The organism is Promicromonospora sp. NPDC057138 (genome assembly GCF_042670845.1).
Classification (GTDB): domain Bacteria; phylum Actinomycetota; class Actinomycetes; order Actinomycetales; family Cellulomonadaceae; genus Promicromonospora.
On sequence record NZ_JBHUUX010000006.1, the window covers coordinates 41,889 to 58,582 of the forward strand.

Here is a 16,694-nt window from a genome sequence, read left to right on the forward strand (position 1 = left end):
TCGTCCGAGAAGAAGGGGGCCTAGGAGTGGCGCAGTCAGATCTGCAGCGCATCGCCGCCGACCTGGTTGCCTACTTTGAACAGGCCAGGGGAGAGGTCGGCGTCCTCGTCGAGATCCACAACGCGACCATCCGCAACGCGAACCTCTTGGGCGTCCTGTCTCACCGCGCCGCCGGTGATACGCGCTCCTACGTCGGCGCCGCTGCCGTCGAGCTTGCCGAAGCATCCAAAGCGGTGCGCCGGGCCGCGGAGCTCCTCGAAGACTCCAGCGGTATCGCCCTGGGCTGGGCCAGACAAGCTGTCCTCGACACCGCCTCGGGGCACCGCGTTCCCGCCAGGCCGGTCGGCGCGGGACCCACGGTCTCCGAGCCATTGCCGTTCGAGTCCCTGCTACCCGGCCTGGACCCCGACGACGAGCTCGTAGAAGAGGTCGCCAAGCTCCCCAAGCCAGAGCAGGAACGCTGGCAGAAGGTCTTCGCCACCTATCCGGGGCGCGACGCTCCCGACACTGCCAAAGCCTCTTGGTATCGGACGGCGGCTGACGGCGAGAACGTTCCTGAGCACATGCGTCGGATCCTGCGGGGGAAGGCGTTCCATTACGACGTCGCCCACCACTTCCTGGCGACAGAAGTCACGATCAACAAGGTGGGCAAAAGGGGTGAGATCAAGCAGCGGTTCTTCCTGGACGGGATGACTAGACGTGAGGTGGTCTCCCTCAAGAACGCTCAGCTATGGGACGTCAGTAAGGCAACGGCCAAGGGGTACGTCAACGAGATGCTCAGGAAGTACAACCCGCTCCAGCGTGACCTCATCGTTGCTGGCACGGAGGGGAACAAGAGGAAGATCAGTGCCTGGGGTGGCAGATTGATCGGACGCCGTTTGCGCGGTGACATGGTTCTTGGCGTGCCACCTCAGGATCAACCGATCCCTCAGTGGCTCATTGACTATGGTGAGAAGCGCGGCGTCGAGATCCGTCCATACAGCCCGAACCAGAGCGCAGGAGGCCCGTCGTGAGCGGAACCGTCTTGTACACGACACGCTGGAACGAGAAGAACCGGCGCCCGATCGCGGGGCACGCGTGGATCGACCCTGAAACTGCTCGTCAGCGCGTAGATGCGGGGGACAACATCGAGATCGTCGATGGCGCCAGCATGGACCCGGATGGCGTCCCCCGGCCTCGATGGGTCATCGGCTGGAGCTCCGCTGGGCCTCGCGTTCAGTTCTACGACGAGCACGGCACCAAGACGCGAGTAGTCGATTATGAACCGCTCGATGGGCGGCTGTGGCGATTGACGACTGTTGACTACGCGTACGCCGACGCGGACGAACGCCATGGTCTTAGCGATGTCGTCGTTGAGTCTGAGGCAGAGGTGCTGCCGGACGGCACCGGACACTTCAGCATTGAGAACGTAGTGCAGAGGCAGGAGTCTTTCTCGGAGTTTTCGGGTCGTGCCAACGACGCGTACTGGGTGGAAGTCCCGAGGTTTGGCGAATGGGATGTCCTGTCTGACCCTGGCCCGTCGGCCGCTGAGGTAGCTGGCCGCGAGTCAGCGCTCAGCGCGTAGGGAGGGGCTGGTCTGTCGGCTCACCTAGTGAGGGCGCTCAGCAGTGTTCACCCGAACGCGCAGCCTCCACTAAGGCTGATGGGTGGAAGCATGCGGTAATGACTGGGTTCTGGGCATGGTTCCACGACGCGTGGGAGATAGTCGGCGCCCTTGGTGCGGCTGCCGCAGCGGGTATCGCGGTTCTGCTTGCTTCGCGTGAACGAGTTGACCGCAAGGCTGCAGAGAGTGAGCGTGACATAGCGCGCGGAGCGCAGCGAACGGCCGAACAGCTAGACGCTCGTCGGGAGCGTGAACGGCAGGCCCGACAGATTGCAGTCTGGGTTGACACTGACGTCCCAGTGTCGTGGGAGTGGGAGCCGGACACTGGGCAGGAGCCGAAGGCGCCCAAGACGTTCCTCAACGTCACGAACCACAGCGGGCTTCCGATCTTCGATGTCGGTCCCGGTGTCACCTTGAGTCCCACCGACAGGGGACCGAGTGCGATGGCGTCCGAGGCTCCGGTGCTCCCACCGGGAGAATCACTGAAGTACGAGGTGTTTCCGACAGTGGTCAGTGACGATGATCCAACTGACATGATGTGGGTCTTTCGGGACCTTGCTGGCGTGCGTTGGGCGCTCAACTACAAGGGCGTGCTGCGCGCGCTGGAGGACGGCGCATATGTCGCCGGCGGCGGTGAAGATCCGGCACCCTAGCCCACACCGGAGTCGTGCGATGCCGCCGAACGTCTGCATCGACTCAACGCCAGCAACCCGCCGGCGGCGCCGGTGGTCACGGAGGCCAACGACGAGTTCCAGCGGGCGCTGGGCAACCTACGCAACCTGACGCGGGACGATCTCCAGGCCGCAGCCGGAATGTAGATCGTGCAGCCAACCAGACGTAGTCTCAGGTTGGACTAACGGCGGCCAGCGGTGCTTCTCCCGCTCGGCACCGAGCGTTCTCGAAACTCGCCTCGGTAGCAAGCGACAAGTGGTTACGCCGCACATCCGCACCTCATGACCATGGCATCGCAGTCCCGCGTGCGGCCGCTCACTCGTCAGCAGTCCGAGCAGGTCCAAGCGTGGACTGCACTCGCGCTGGAGCGGATGCCCTACATGGCGACGATGCTGTTCAACCTGCGGTTCGTCGACGCACCAGGGCTGGGCACGTTCGCGGTCGACGGCAGATACCGGTGCTACATCGACTTCGACGCCGTCGCGTCGCGCGGTCCTGCCTACTGCGGGCAAGCGCTGCTGCACGAGTGCTCCCACCTCTTCGCCGACCACGCCACCTTCGCCGAAGACATGGGCGTTGACCGAGCCATGCGGCAGGTATGGAACGTGGCCGCCGATGCGGCGATCAACGACGACCTGCGCGACGGCGGCTGCGAGATGTTCGACAACGCGAACCCCTACGGTCACGTCCTACCCTCGACGCTCGGCGAGCCGGACCACCGGACGCCGCACCACTACTTCCGCGCGCTGCACACACTGCTCGACAACCCGGACGCCCAGGTGGGGCGCGGACCAGGTGACGTCGGTACTCACGGCCAAGCGGACGCCGTCGGGCAGGGAGGGGGGTGGGCCGGGTGCGGCTCAGGTTCCGGGGGCGCACCTGCGCCGTGTGAACTCGGCGAGGGCGACGACCTCACGGGTGCGGCGCCTCCGGCCACCACTGCTGAGCGCGAACGCGTCCGGGTGGCCGTGGCCGTCTCGATCCGGGAAGCGGCTGCGAAGGCGCGCGGGACGGTGCCTGGTGGGCTCGTCGAGAACGCCGACCTGGTGCTGACTCCGGCCCAGGTGCCGTGGCAGCAGGTGCTGGGCCGGGTGCTGCGCGGTGCGGTGCGTGCTCGGGCGGGCACGATGTCGGAGTCGTACCAGCGGCGCAACCGGCGGCGGCACGATGCGCGAGTTCTCACGTCGGACGGGCGTGGCAGGCGCGTCGTGCTACCCGCGCTAATGGATCCGGTACCTCGCGTTCACGTCGTGCGGGACACGTCGGGGTCGATGTCGGAGGCCGACTTGAGCGCCGTGACCAGTGAGATCGTCGGCATCGCTAGGCGGCTCCGGGTGCGTGGAGACGACCTGGTGATCGCCGACGTCGACGCTGCCGTCCACGACACGCGCCGCTACCGGAGGCCGAGCGGGCTGGCGGAGGTCAGCGGGCGCGGTGGAACTGACATGCGGACTGGGATCGACCATGCCTTGCGAGCGCAGCCCCGGCCGAGCGTGATAGTCGTGATGACCGACGGCGAGACGCCATGGCCCTCGCAGCAGACGTCGTGCGTCCCGGTAGTTGCTGCGATCGTGCACCCGAGCCCTGAGCACGTCGTGGCCAAGGTGCCCGATTGGATACGGACGGTAGTCGTCCCTGCGACGAAGGAGTGACCGCGATGCGTGACTACGACGCACGGCTTCGAGAGCTGGCCGGGCTGATGCCTGGATGGCTGGGTGAGGGACGCGGAGCGGAGGTGTCGCACGCGGCTCTGGCGGCGACGCGAGGCATGATCCAGTGGGTTGAGCGGGAGCAGTTGCCGGAGCCGTGGATCTACCCCACCGAGGGCGGCGTGGTGCAGCTCGAGTGGGAGCAGGCCGGCGGGATCGAGGTGGTCGTTGCCGCGAACGGCTACGAGGTCCGAGCCGCTGGGGTCACGGAGCGGACTGAGTGCATCCAGCGGGCTCGGGCGCTCGTCCGGGAAGTGCTGCACTCAACTGGGATCCGGGCCGCGCGCGCTGCCTGCGCCGCACATCCGTCCTGATGAACGGGCCGAACAGCGGCCCAGGGTGACTCATCAGGAGGACTCATGCCGAGCACGCCGCCAGTCATGATGCGGGCTCTTGCCGCGCTGGTTCGGGCGAACGTACCTGTCCTGATTATGGGCAACCCAGGGCAAGGCAAGACCAAGAAGCTCGAACGCATCGGCCGTGCTTGGGGTCGCCACGTGGAGACGATCTCCGCGTCAGCGCGCGAGACGGTCGACTTCATGGGACTGCCGATGGAGGACGGCGGCCAGGTGGTCTACTCGCCGTTGTCGTGGGCAGTGCGCCTTGCTGACGCACCGTCCGGCCTGCTCGTCGTTGACGAGATCACGACGGCACAGTCGACGTTCAAGGCGTTCCTGCGGATCCTGCAGGAGCGGTACGTGGGGGAGTTCCTGCTGCCGGACTCGGTCTCGATCATTGCGATCGGGAACCCGCCCGAGATCGCGGTCGACGGCATAGACCTGCCGGGCCCTGTCGCCAACCGGTTCGCGCACCTGGACTGGTACGTGGACCGGGACGAATGGATGACTCATGTGGGCACGTCGTTTACGCAGGTCCCGGTGCATCGCATTGACTCGTACCTGACCGATGGCAGTCCGGCGGACCGGGCGCGCGCCGTCGCACTGGTTACTGGGTTCCTGCAGCACCGACCCGATCTGCTCGACGCCATTCCTGACGACCTGGTGGCACAGTCCGGTGCTTGGCCTAGTGAGCGGTCCTGGGCGAACACGATCGACGCGCTTTCCTTCGTTCCGCCCCACGACGAGGATCTGCGAGACCTGCTGCTCAGGTCACTGGTCGGGAGTGGCACGGCCACGGAACTGCTTGCTTGGCTCGCTATCGCGGACCTCGCTGACCCGGTCAAGGTGCTCGCCGACCCGGCGAGCGTGGATTGGTCCAGCCAGCGGCCGGACCGGCTATTTGGCCTCCTGAATGCGATCGCTGCCGTGGTGGACCTCGACGGCACCGTGCAGAGGTGGAAGCAGGGGATGGCCGTGGCCACTGCATGCGCGAACGGGGGGAGGCCCGACGTCGCCCTGCCGTTTGCGCGCCGACTGGCGAATCACCGACATGCGCAGCACGGTCTCCCTGGCGGGTTCAAGGCGGCCTTCGCTGACCTGTTCACTCGGACGGGCCAACTTGCTGCCGTCTGACGAGTTACTCCAGCGTCGCGACGACGTCACCGGCGGTGGCGTCGGCGTCGGTGAAGGTGAAGGTGACCGGGACCGTGAAGGTCGCGGTGCCTTCGGTGGTGTCGGCGGCCGAGGTGAACGGCTGATCGTAGGTGACGGGAACGCCAGTGACGGTCATGGTGATCGTCGTGCTGGTATCAGGATCGGTCTCGGGCACGAAGCTTGTGGCCTCGACCTCGCGGGATGCCGTCAGATCAACACCGTCAGCCGTCGGACACCCGTCCGCGCATGAGGTGAGGGCTGCAGCAGCGGCGCCGCGGGCGGCGGCGATGGCGTTCTGCGTAGGCTCCCAGCGCAGTGAGATCCTGTCCGCGGCGCTCACCGTCAGCTCGACCGAATCGGTCGCGACTGGTGTGCCGTCCAGGACAGGAGCGAAGAGATCCTGATACCTGGTGTCTACCAGGCGGTACGTGCCACCCGGGAGTAGCACGAAGTCGCCGGCGCGGTCGGCCGTAGCGCCTTCGATCTGCCAGCCCATGGCTGGGTCCACGACAACGACTGCGGGCGAGCCGAGCACGACGCCGTCTTCCGACACGGTGCCGAAAGGCTCACCGCCGAGCAGGACGGTGTCGCTGGAGACGGAGAAGTCCGGGTCGACCAGAGCTGGCACATTGGTGACGGCCTCGTCGGCGACGGCGGCCTCGCGCGGATCCGATGGCTCGACGATGAGTTCGTCGAACGCTTCGATATTCGCCGACGCCGCGGCGTTGCCGAGGCCCCCCGCGACGTCGGCCGGCGACCCATGGCCGGTGCCACACGCGGCGAGGGCGAGGACCGCGGCGGAGGGCAGCGCTGGTACGAGTGAGCGCATGGGCGGCCTCCGTATGTCGATGACGCGGCTCTGACGCAGAGAAGTGCTGCGCGAACAGGTTGCACATGACGGAGGGGAACGTGCCAGCGGGGAGCGCGGCGTGGCGGGAAATGGCCAGGACGTGGTTCCTAATCGCTTGGGCGACAGGCAATGGCCCGCAGGAGTGCTACCTCGCAGTGGGCGATGGTGACCTCGCCGTGGCGGTTGGTTAGGCCGTGCCGTTGGTGAGGCCAACTGGCGCGTCGGCCGTGCGTGGAACTCGTGAGCCAGCCAGTCAAAGTCCACAAAGCCCACAAAGTCCACAGCCTGATACGCTGTTGTAATGAACAAGGCCGAGGAGCCGTTCCTCACCGTGGCCGAGACAGCTCGGCTGCTCGGCGTGCACGAGAACACCGTCCGAAACTGGGTGACCGGCGGAACGCTGGTGTCGGCCCGCCTCCCCGGGGCGAAGCAGCACAGGTTCGCCCGTGAGGAGGTCATGCGCTTGGTAGCGCAGCGAGGCAATCCCGCGTCTTCGATCGCGCCGCAGCTGCGCAGGGTCGAGCCCGAGTTGGTGTCCGCAATGGAGCTCGACCAGTGGGCGGCAAGTAGCGATGCCAAGGGAACGTTTCCTGACCTGATACGCCGACTACTGGCCCTCACACCGGGGATCTCGAACGTTGACATCCGCGCCCAGGAGGGGGTCGCCGCTCCCGGGTGGGACGGCTCCGCTACTTCGGCGGGCAATGCGTTCCTGCCGGCTGGCGAGCTCCGGTTCGAGTTTGGCACCGAGAAGAACTCCAAGGGCAAGGCACAGTCGGACTACGACAACCGTGTGCTGGGGCTTCCTGCGGACAAGGATGCGGTCTTAATCGTTGCGACGCCGCGGAACTGGGCTCGTGGACGCGGATGGGCCGCGGACCGCACGAAGGAGAAGAAGTTCAAAGGCGTCAAGGCAATCGATGCACATGTCCTCGAGGGCTGGCTGCGTGCGACGCCTTCGGTCCATTACTGGATCTCCGAGCGCCTCGGACGCCATCCACGTGACGCGCAGACCATATCGAAGTGGTGGGAGGCCTTCCAGGGTCGCGTCCGGTACAAGATCCCGGCGAACTTCTTCGCGGCTGGACGAACCAAGGAGGTCGGCGAGCTGATCACCCTCCTGAAGTCAGGAAGTCCCACAGATCCGGTGGCGACAGTGAAGGCGCCGTGGCGTGACGAATCGCTGGCCTTCATTTACGCCGCGCTCGACGCCGATCCAGCGCTGCTGAACCGGACCATTGTGGTGACGGACGCCTCGGCATGGAACCGGCTGGTGGCCTCGCCGCAGAAGATGATCCTCGTCCCGCTGTTCGAGGACCGCGTCGATCTCAAGGCAGCGGAAGACGGAGGACACCGCGTCATCCTGGTCGCTGGTAGCGACGACATCGTCCGCAACGGCGAGGCGATCGAGCTGCCCAAGATCGACCGTGGAGTTGCCGCAGCGTCGCTGAAGGGGATCGACTTCGACTCCGGAACCCCCGACGGCATGGTCGCGCTGGCACGGCGCAGCATGCCGGCATTCCTCCGCTCCATAGCTCGCGAGCCGCGGCTCGCGACGCCGGAGTGGGTGAAGGACAGCCGGACCGCGTCGATCTTGGCCCCCCTGGTGCTGGCCGGCTCGTGGACTGGTCACCCCGGTGATGCCGCGATCCTCGAGAAACTGACCGGTGCCTCTGCGAGTGAGGTGGAGCGACTTCTGAAGACGCTCGCCAAGCGTTCAGATGCTCCCTTCGTCATGTCGGGTGGCATGTGGCGGTTAACGTCCCCGGCTGAAGCGGCGTACCTGCTGCTGCGCGAGATGGAGCTGTCCGACCTCGAGCGTTGGCGGGACGTCGTACTCGAGGTGCTCCTGGCTGAGGATCCCTTCAGCGGCATGGACACTGTCGCCCGGCTGACGGCGAGCGCGGCAGGGACCGCTCCCGCCTACTCGGGCACGCTGCAGAAGCAGTTCGCGGAGGGGCTCGTCCTCGCGGCTGCGACGGCCGGTGAGCTTCCCTCGCGCTTTCAGATGCAGGCGCATGTCGACGAGATCGTCGGGCGGCTGCTAGAGAGCGCGTCCGAGGACCCGGCCGGCGAGGTTTGGCTTCGTCTTGCTCCGTTCCTTCCGTCGCTGGCGGAGGCGGCACCCGAGATCTTCCAGGACGCCGTCGACGTCGACCTCGCACGCCCAGAGCCGATTCTCAAGACACTGTTCCGCGACAAGGACGGGGACAGTGACTTCTTCGGGCCGTCGTCGCCGCATCTGAATCTGCTTTGGGCGCTCGAAACGCTCTGCTGGTCGCCCGACCACTTCGGCCGCGCGGCTGGGCTGCTGGCGCGGGTGGCCGCGATCGATCCTGGTGGTCACCTGAGCAACCGACCACTGGAGAGCCTGCAGAAGGTCACGGCCGGGTGGGTCGCGCACAGCGGCGGGAATGTCGAAGACAAAGTCGCCGTGATCGAACGGGCGCTGCAGGTCGTGCCGAGCGTGGGGTGGTTTCTGGTTCTGAACGTGTGGCCCAGTGGAAACGCGGGCGCATTCGCTCCTCGCGGGCCGATTTTCCGTGACTGGGCGCCGAAGAAGCAATCAGTGTCGTATGCCGACTGGGACCGCTTCGTGAGCGAGTTGGTTCGGCTCGCAGTCGACGCTGTCGGTGATCGTGCTGACCGTTGGATAGAGCTGATTCCGAAGATCGACAACGTGCCGTCGCACGAGCGAACCAGGATCATCAATGCCTTCCGGCGGGTCTCCTCGACTGTGAGCTGGTCCGAGAAGGATCGGCATGACCTGTGGGACGCTTTCACCCGTGAGATCGCTCGCCACGAGGAGTTCCCCGACTCTTATTGGGCAATGTCAGCGGACGATCTCCAGCCCTTCAAGGACGTCGCCACCGAGATCGCGCCGACCAACGATCCGCGCCGCTACTCGAGGCTGTTCGGATGGCGCGTGCCCGTATCCGGCTTGAAGCGCGGCGATGACGGGTACGACGTCAAGCTCGCGGAACTTCAGCGGGAAGCGATCGGTGAGGTGCTCTCTCAGGGCCTGGACCAGCTCGAGGCACTGATCGCGGACGTCCCGATCCCGACGGTTGTTGGCAGGCACCTCGCGACGATGACTGGCGCGCCTGAGGAGGACATCCTCGCGTGGGTCGCGACCGATGTATCGCGCCTTCGAGACGCCGCCCTCGCTTATGCGCGGTGGAAGATCTCCGAAGAAGGAATGAACTGGCTGCGGTCCGCTCTGGACAGCACGCACCTGGCTAGCGGTGGTGCTCGCGAATCGCTTATGGCTGCTGTCCCGTTCGCCAAGGCCTTCTGGACAGAGGTCGACGCCCTCGACGAGTCACTCTCGGCGGGCTACTGGCAGCGTGTCGTGCACTACGAGGTTCCTGAGGCTGATCGTGCCGAAGCGGTCGATCTGCTCCTCGAGCACGATCGCCCGTGGCAGGCGGTCGGCCTGCTTAGCGAGATGCTCGACAGCAAGCAGGCGCCCGATGTTGAGCTCGTCAAGAGGGCGCTGCGCGCCGTGATCGGCGCGACCGGTCCCGCTGATGACCGACAGATGAGCAGCTACTTCATCGGGATGCTGCTCGACTACATGGAGCGCGAAGCACCGGACGACTCCGACCTACCGTCGTTCGAGTTCATGTTCTTCGAACTCGTACACGACCATGAGCCATCTGGTGCTCTCTACCGCGCGCTCAGAAGCGACCCTGGCGACTTTGTCGAGCTAGTAAAGGCCGTGTTCCGCGGGGATGGGGAAGCGAAGCGCAAGCTCACAGCGCAGGACCAGGCGTATGGCCACCTGGCCTGGAGCGTGCTTAGGGAATGGCCCGCGCTGCCGGGCCTTCGCGACGACGGGACGATCGACGGCGACCACCTGACGGAATGGGTTCGCGGCGCCCGCCTTGCCCTGGCTGATGTCGGACGCGCAGCCATCGGGGACGAGCAGGTGGGACAAGTGCTTGCCTCAAGCCCACACGGGGCGGACGGCGTCTGGCCCGCCGAAGAGGTGCGGGACATCATCGAAAACCTCGTCAACACGCGGATCGAGACCGGACTCCACATCGGCCGGACGAATCAGCGCGGCGTCACAAGTCGCGGCATGTTTGACGGGGGCGATCAGGAACGCACTCTCGAGCAGGAGTACCGCGACATGGCCGCGCGGATCTCGACCAAGTGGCCACGCACCGCTCGGGTGCTCCGTGGCATCGCCGACAACTACCAGCGAGAAGCCAGTAGGAACGATGCCGAGGCCGAGCGTCTCGGCGACGACGGCTAGGGGAATGCTGAGCAGTTCGGCCTTTTGTCGCGCGTCGTCGGGCGATCGTGCGGTCTGCCCGCAGGCTGAGGCCACGATGAGGCTAGCGTTCAGACATGGACGTCGCGCGCATGGTCCTCGACTACGTCACTGTCCTCATCTGGCCCGCGATCCTTGTGGTGGTCCTGGTTGTGTACCGCCATCCGATCGCAGACGTTCTTCCTCGCCTCAGGCGAGCGAAGGCCGGCGGCTTTGAGGTGGAACTTGGCGACGCCACGGAGCGAGTAAACGAGAGCCTGGAGGCCGTCGACCAAGCTGGGGACTCAGATGGTGACGTTCAGTTGACCCGCGTGGACCTGGAGAAGATTGTTCGCGAGTCCGCTGCTGCCGGCTGGTCGGTAGGGACGACCTTGCCGTTCCGGTCAGAACCACGGCCTGTTGTCGAGTGGGTCGATGGCAAGCCCCGCATCAAGTACTGGTTCGCTCGCTCTCGATGAGATCGGCCTGGAACGGATCGTCGGGGTCGAACCAGGGGTTTTCGAAGCCTTCGGCGTCAAGAAGTTCCCTGAGACTGAGCCCTGCGGCAACCAGTGATTGGCCGTCTGGGGCTGGACACTGGTCGGTCGCCGCGGTCTGATTCGTGGGCATGGTCCGCGGATGTGCGGAGGTCATTCGATGACGAGCGCGCCGTCCTTCGAGACGGACAGGTCGACGGTGTGGCCCCGGACGGCGTCGCTCAGGTGGTCTCCGGCGTCTCCGAGTCCTCGGTCCCAAAAGCCGGTTCCGTGACCGTTGCGGGTGAGCCATAGGTCGTGCCCGATTTGCGCTCCGTCGTATCCCGCGACAGCCTCTCGTGCTTGGGCGATCGACTCGCGGTGGACCGTCAGGAAGCGCCGCACCTCGTGCTCGAGCGTGGCGCGGCTGGCGGGGTCGAGGTCGTCAGGCGACCACGAGCCGCCGTCCGTCCTCTGCTCGATGTGATCGCCGTCGGTCCAGAGTGCCGCGTTCGTGTAGGCCCAGATGGCGTCGTCAACCTGCTGGTCGAACTCGCGCAGATGTGCGGTGAGTCGCGGCCACAGGCCGGCCGGGCTGCTCGGGTCGGCGTCATCGTGCAGCGCGACAGCCTTAGTTCTCGATTCAAGGAGGTCCGTGAGCTCGTCGGTTCCAGTGGTCGGATCGAGTCCTTCGAGGACGACGACGGCGTCCTGGAAGTCCCAGTCGTCTCCAGACAGTTCCTGGACGCCGTACTCGTCGGCGAACCATGCCTCGATGGGGAGCGCGTGGTCGGTGAGCCAGCCCTCTGCGGCGGAGTCATCATGGCCGTCGAGGAGGTTGGCGAGACCCGCGCGGACCCCGAGGGCGACGCCCGCGCGGACGCGAAAGCAGCTTCCGTCCTCGTCCGCGACGATGTCGGCCCATTCGAAGTACGGCGACTGGAGGTCGTACCCGTCGACATGCTCGGTCGCACCAGGCGCGAGCCCGAGCGCTTCGATCGAGATCGCGGCCGTGTCGTCATCGAGGTCGAGATCCGCTGCGCTGCGGACGTTGGGCGCGAACTGGCCGCCGGAGGAGTCGGGCGCACCTGCAGGGCGTCGTGGGAGATCCGTCATGTCGTGGTGGTGTGCGGGCATGTCACGGTTCGCTGTCGTCGAACACCGGCTCGTGGCCCGTGAAGTCAAGCTGCATGTGATACCAGTTGATCGCAAGGCCGACCGTGGGTCTGCCGCGTGCCTCCTCCTTCGGGAGGCGTAGGCGTGTGCATTCGTCGCGGGTGAGCGTTCGGCCCATGTCGTAGCCGCGGTCGCGGGCCGGTCGGTTGCCGGCGGGGTCGAAGCGTTCGAATCCGTCGACGTGCGCTTCGCGGAACCAGGCATCGATTGCCCGCTGCCCGGCGACTCCGATCCGACGGAACGTGGTTAGACCCTTCAGATTGTCCTGGGTGGATGACTGGTCCGAGCGGTAAGGGTGCTCGCCGTGGTACTCGAGCCCGATCCTCCGGATCGCGGTTTCCCGAGGGCCGTCGTCCCACGACAGCTCGACCCATCCCTCGGCGGACCCCGAAGCCAGGTGGGTCGCGAACTCGGTGCCGGGGAATCGGCGGAACACGTCGGAAAGGAACGCGGACCTCGACCGTGACTCGCGGGCAACCTCGGTGGGTTGCCTCAGCTCGACAGCCCCTTCACTTCGGGGGTGTGGCGCGAACTGGCCGCCGGAGGAGTCGGGTGCACCGCGTGGATGGCGGGCGGGTCCACTCATGCTGCGGATGAAGTGCGGCGCGGCCCTACGACGTCAGAGAGAGTCTTCGAAGACGGGCTGGTCACCGGTGAAGTCTAGGTGCCTGTGGTACCAAGACACCGCGAGGCCGATCGTGGGGTAGTAGTCGATAACCTTCTGCGGCAGGCGCAGCCGAGCGCACTCAGCCTCGGTGAGGGGCCGCTCGCTGTCGTAGCCGCGTTCTCCAGTTGCCCGCTCCCCGCTGACGGGGTCGAAGCGTTCGTATGAGGTGATGCGCGCGGCCTGGAACCAGGCGTCTATCGCCAGTTGTCCAGCGGTGCCGATCTCGCGCCGGGTGAGCACGCCGGACAGTCCGTAGCGGGTGCTCTGGTGGGTGTTCACCTGGCGGTAGGCGTCGTCTGAGCCGTCGAACTGCTCGGACTGGTACTCGAATCCGATGCGGCCGACAGTCAGCTCTCGGGGGCCGTCGGTCCAGGAGACGTCGACCCATCCGTAGGCGGTGCCGGTGGCCATCCGGACCGAGACCTGGGTACCGGGGAATCGTCGGCGCAGGTCGGAGCGTAGCGCGGCGGCGGAGCGCTTCGCATCGATCCGCTCGACCGGCCGTGGGAGCTCGATCGACTGCTCGTCTCGTGCGTTCGGCGCGAACTGGCCACCGGCCGAGTCGGGTGCGCCGCGTGGACGGCGGGCGGGATCGCTCATGCCGCGGATGAAGTGCGGGCCGCGGCCAGCCGCCGTGCCAGCTCCGGCTGAGTTCCCGGCTCGTACCAGGCCTGGACCACTTTCGCAGGTGCGTCGACCGACTCCCATAGGCCGCGGCCCTTAGGAACATATTCGCCGAGCACGGGAGCCTCGAACGGCAGTCGGAGAGCGGCCATCCGGTCACCGTTGGACGCGTTCCCGAGCAGGATCCTGGCCAGGTTCGATCGCAGGTCGGTACTGCCCGGAATGCCGTCCAGGATCTTCGCCGAGAGCTTCTGTGTCGCGAGCACCAGGATGACGCCGGCCGAACGCAGCTCCCGTGCGATCCGGCCGGCCAGGCCACCGATCTGCAGGCGTGCCGCGTTCTCGGCCATGATCCGGTCACGCTCGACCTCGGCGTCCGGGTCGTCGAGCTCCTTGGGGAGCCGCGGCACGGCGTCCTGGGTGATCAAGGACGTGAACTCGTCGATCACCATCATCAGCGGCTTCGGCCGCACCTCGGGAGGTAGCTCGCGGTAGGAGCCGACGCCATGCTCGGCGTTGAGCAGCTTGCGGCGTGAACCCTCTGCGTAGACCCATTTCATCGCCTCCAGCGCGTCTTCGATGTCGGTCGCGATCGCCCGCACGTAGCCCTTGGCGAAGCCGAAGTCCGCGGCCTCCTTCGACGGGTCGGCGATCACGATGTCCCAGTCGCGGACGATGGCGCCGAACAACAGCGCCTGAAGCGTGACCGACTTCCCGCCACCAGTCGCACCAGCGACCAGGAGATGCGGCGAGACGAGCGGGTCGAAACAGACCGGCGTGCCGTCGACGGCCGTCGCGAACGGCAGCCCCTCCAGGTCCGCTGCGAGGTCGTAGTCGTACACCGCTCGGGCAGGCAGCGGGTCACGCTCCGACACGAGCAGTCGGGCCGACGACGCTCCGGCGGGCCCCTCGCGGACGTCGAGGAACGAGTTCCCGGTGGCGGTCTTGAGCCGGTTCGTTCCGTCCCTGACTTCGGGTACCGAGAGCCCGGGCGGCAGCGAGAAGTTCAGGACCTGCACGTCGGTGTTGTGGGGCAGCGTGCTCATGTCGGTGAGGGACGGGGTCAGCGCGCCGGCGCCGGTCACGCCCGAGTCCAGCCAAGCCTGCTCCCAGTCGAGCGAGGTCAAGGTGGCCTCGTCACGCTGCGGTCGTGCCAGTCGGGCCCGCCGTGGCGCCGCCCCGGCATACAGCGTGCACCCGTCCGAGGACGTGGCAACACGCAGCCAGGGCACCCCGAGCGACTGCCGAAGCCGCGCAACGGCACCGCGGACGTCGGCCAGGGTGACACCGCCGTACAGGCGGATATCGATCCGCCAGATGTGGTGACGCGACGCCGCAGCGGTCAGCGCTGCCACCTTGAGCACCTCAGGTCGGGCGAGGCGGGCGTCGGTGAACGCCCGGCTGACGTGTCCAGCGGCGACCCAGCGTGGCGCATCCCCCGGGCACGGCGCCAGGTCCGCCAGTCCGGGCATGGGATCCTGGGACCACACGACGGCGAAGGCCTGGTTGTGTCGCTCGTTCCCGTGGCCCGCCGAGGGGCGGGGCCAGTACGCGAAGGAGCAGAACGCCGGCGACCCGGGGATCGCCGCGGCCATCGCCTTCTCATACTTGGGCTGCATGTAGATCTCCGACGACTCCCCATGCAGCGTCGTGAACGGCTGAAGGTGCAGCTCCTGCCCGTCGGCGAGCCGGGCGGTCGCCGTCAGGCCCTTGTACGGCGTCGGTGCGTTGACGCTCTGGCCCAGCACCGGCTCCCATCGCGAGCGCCACTGGTCCTCGCCGAGCGCCCACGCGAGGTCGTCCAGGGTGACTCCGGCATCGTCGCGGAGCCGCACGTTGTCGTCGGACACCGCGCCGAGGAACATCACGCCGCCGTTCATCCGGTGGTCGACCACCTCGCCGACGTCGATCGAGGCTCCGACCGATCCGCGGGCGGGGGACTGCCGGTAGTTCTGCAGCGTGGTGACGCCGAGCGGCGCCCACCGGGTTGCCCAGATGGCGGGGGAGTCGGGCGCGGTGAGGCGCTCGATGCTGGTGAGCGCCATCGAGTGGAACGTGGTGCCGCCGCCGGATGCGGCGGAGAAGGCGGCTCGCACCATGAGGCGTGTGATCTGGGGGTCTGTACCGGGCGCCGCGATGTCGGGCATCGCGTCGTCGGCCCAGGTGAGGATCTCGAACCGCGTTGGGTGCGCGGACCCGGGCACGGGCGCACCTGATGAGTCGGTGGTTGGGGACTCGAGTACCGCGGCTCTGGAGTTGGCGCCCAGCGAGGGAAGCAACCGTGGGCCGAGCGGGTAGAACGCGGCGGCCCCGTGTGACGCCGGCGCCTCGAATGTGGAGAGCACCAACGGCCCGATCGTTTCGTAGGCCACCAGGTACGGCGCTGGATCCTGCTTTAGGGCCGCCCATCGAGTGGCCCAGACCTCGCGTGCCGCGATCAGGGTGATCCACGGCGCAAGAGCGGTCGCCGTCCACGGGATCTTGAGCGCTAGGACGACGGCCATCATGGTCGCGGTGGCCGTGAGAACCCCAGCGTCCGCCGGGCCGTAGAGCTCGTGAGCCGACGGGGCGATCGGCAGCCGGAGAGCGTGGAACGCGGCGGTCGTTCCGGCGACGGCGACCAGGACTCCGTACGCGAGCGCCTTCGGCCAGGTCGTAAACAGCTTGGGCAGAGAGTTGAGACGGACTCCGGGGCTTGCCTCGTCGATAGTGGCGTGGCGGCGTCGGGACGCTGCGAGCTGCCAGACGACGATGGCCGCTGCGGCGGCGTTGAACCACGGGCACCAGATGGGGATGCCTGTCCTCAGTGGGAGGAAGGTCGCGAGCACGCCGGCGCCGATGCCGGTGAGCCAGGAGCTGAGGATCGGCCAGCCGGGGAGCCAGTCAGGGTTCGGGAGCAGCAGCCGCCAGCGCAGCTCGGACACCTGTCGGTAGCTCAGCATGGCCTTCCGCTCGGTGGGTCCGAGCGGGGTCAGCCGCCCATCGGCGTTCTTGCGGCCGCTGAGCCGCGGGGGCATCGCCGTCCAGCCTGCGACGAGGAGGCCGAGCCAGACCGCAGGTGTCGCCGGGTACCCGGTCATGTGAGCCCCGACGGCGAGCGTGGTGGCGACTGCAATGACCGGGAGCGTGATGTCGCGCTGGACCGAGGCGCTGGTAGCCATGGGGT

At 67.0% G+C, this 16,694-nt stretch carries 13 protein-coding genes; 8 read left to right on the plus strand and 5 right to left on the minus strand.

What is annotated here, in order from left to right:
- Nucleotides 1-26 precede the first annotated feature (26 nt).
- The 6 genes from ACFT2C_RS06040 (at nucleotide 27) to ACFT2C_RS06065 (ending at nucleotide 5,456) form a co-directional block, all read left to right on the plus strand.
- Nucleotides 27-1,013: a hypothetical protein gene (locus ACFT2C_RS06040; protein WP_377206115.1), complete on the plus strand. Its 987-nt coding sequence runs from the start codon at nucleotides 27-29 to the stop codon at nucleotides 1,011-1,013.
- Entirely contained in the window at nucleotides 1,010-1,564 is a 555-nt protein-coding gene (locus ACFT2C_RS06045) for a hypothetical protein (RefSeq protein WP_377206116.1), read from the plus strand. Before ACFT2C_RS06040 ends, ACFT2C_RS06045 begins: the two co-directional genes overlap by 4 nt.
- 98 nt (nucleotides 1,565-1,662) lie before the next feature.
- Nucleotides 1,663-2,256, plus strand: coding sequence for a hypothetical protein (locus tag ACFT2C_RS06050; protein WP_377206117.1), 594 nt, complete (start codon nucleotides 1,663-1,665; stop codon nucleotides 2,254-2,256).
- A 300-nt stretch (nucleotides 2,257-2,556) separates the two neighbouring features.
- Nucleotides 2,557-3,927: a VWA-like domain-containing protein gene (locus ACFT2C_RS06055; protein WP_377206118.1), complete on the plus strand. Its 1,371-nt coding sequence runs from the start codon at nucleotides 2,557-2,559 to the stop codon at nucleotides 3,925-3,927.
- 5 nt (nucleotides 3,928-3,932) lie between these two features.
- Nucleotides 3,933-4,298, plus strand: a complete 366-nt coding sequence (locus ACFT2C_RS06060; RefSeq protein ID WP_377206119.1) for a hypothetical protein — start codon at nucleotides 3,933-3,935, stop codon at nucleotides 4,296-4,298.
- A gap of 45 nt (nucleotides 4,299-4,343) precedes the next feature.
- Nucleotides 4,344-5,456 (plus strand): AAA family ATPase, encoded by a 1,113-nt coding sequence (locus ACFT2C_RS06065; RefSeq protein ID WP_377206120.1) that lies wholly within the window; start codon nucleotides 4,344-4,346, stop codon nucleotides 5,454-5,456.
- A gap of 4 nt (nucleotides 5,457-5,460) precedes the next feature.
- Here the strand turns inward: ACFT2C_RS06065 and ACFT2C_RS06070 are convergent, their stop codons facing one another.
- Nucleotides 5,461-6,306 (minus strand): hypothetical protein, encoded by an 846-nt coding sequence (locus ACFT2C_RS06070; protein ID WP_377206121.1) that lies wholly within the window; start codon nucleotides 6,304-6,306, stop codon nucleotides 5,461-5,463.
- A 322-nt stretch (nucleotides 6,307-6,628) separates the two neighbouring features.
- Here ACFT2C_RS06070 and ACFT2C_RS06075 point away from each other — a divergent pair, with 322 nt between their 5' ends.
- Complete coding sequence (locus tag ACFT2C_RS06075; protein ID WP_377206122.1) at nucleotides 6,629-10,588, plus strand: helix-turn-helix domain-containing protein; 3,960 nt, start codon at nucleotides 6,629-6,631, stop codon at nucleotides 10,586-10,588.
- Between the two features lie 95 nt (nucleotides 10,589-10,683).
- The gene (locus ACFT2C_RS06080; RefSeq protein WP_377206123.1) at nucleotides 10,684-11,064 is read left to right on the plus strand and encodes a hypothetical protein; all 381 of its coding nucleotides are present in this window, start codon (nucleotides 10,684-10,686) and stop codon (nucleotides 11,062-11,064) included.
- A gap of 171 nt (nucleotides 11,065-11,235) precedes the next feature.
- Here ACFT2C_RS06080 and ACFT2C_RS06085 read toward each other — a convergent pair whose 3' ends face one another.
- The 4 genes from ACFT2C_RS06085 to ACFT2C_RS06100 all read right to left on the minus strand — a co-directional run bounded on the left by ACFT2C_RS06085 (nucleotide 11,236) and on the right by ACFT2C_RS06100 (nucleotide 16,689).
- Entirely contained in the window at nucleotides 11,236-12,198 is a 963-nt protein-coding gene (locus ACFT2C_RS06085; RefSeq protein WP_377206124.1) for a hypothetical protein, read from the minus strand.
- A gap of 1 nt (nucleotide 12,199) precedes the next feature.
- On the minus strand, nucleotides 12,200-12,673 hold the full coding sequence (locus ACFT2C_RS06090) for a hypothetical protein (protein ID WP_377206125.1): 474 nt from the start codon (nucleotides 12,671-12,673) through the stop codon (nucleotides 12,200-12,202).
- A gap of 183 nt (nucleotides 12,674-12,856) precedes the next feature.
- Nucleotides 12,857-13,504: an LPD29 domain-containing protein gene (locus ACFT2C_RS06095; protein WP_377206126.1), complete on the minus strand. Its 648-nt coding sequence runs from the start codon at nucleotides 13,502-13,504 to the stop codon at nucleotides 12,857-12,859.
- Nucleotides 13,501-16,689: an FtsK/SpoIIIE domain-containing protein gene (locus tag ACFT2C_RS06100; RefSeq protein ID WP_377206127.1), complete on the minus strand. Its 3,189-nt coding sequence runs from the start codon at nucleotides 16,687-16,689 to the stop codon at nucleotides 13,501-13,503. Before ACFT2C_RS06100 ends, ACFT2C_RS06095 begins: the two co-directional genes overlap by 4 nt.
- Nucleotides 16,690-16,694: the final 5 nt, after the last annotated feature.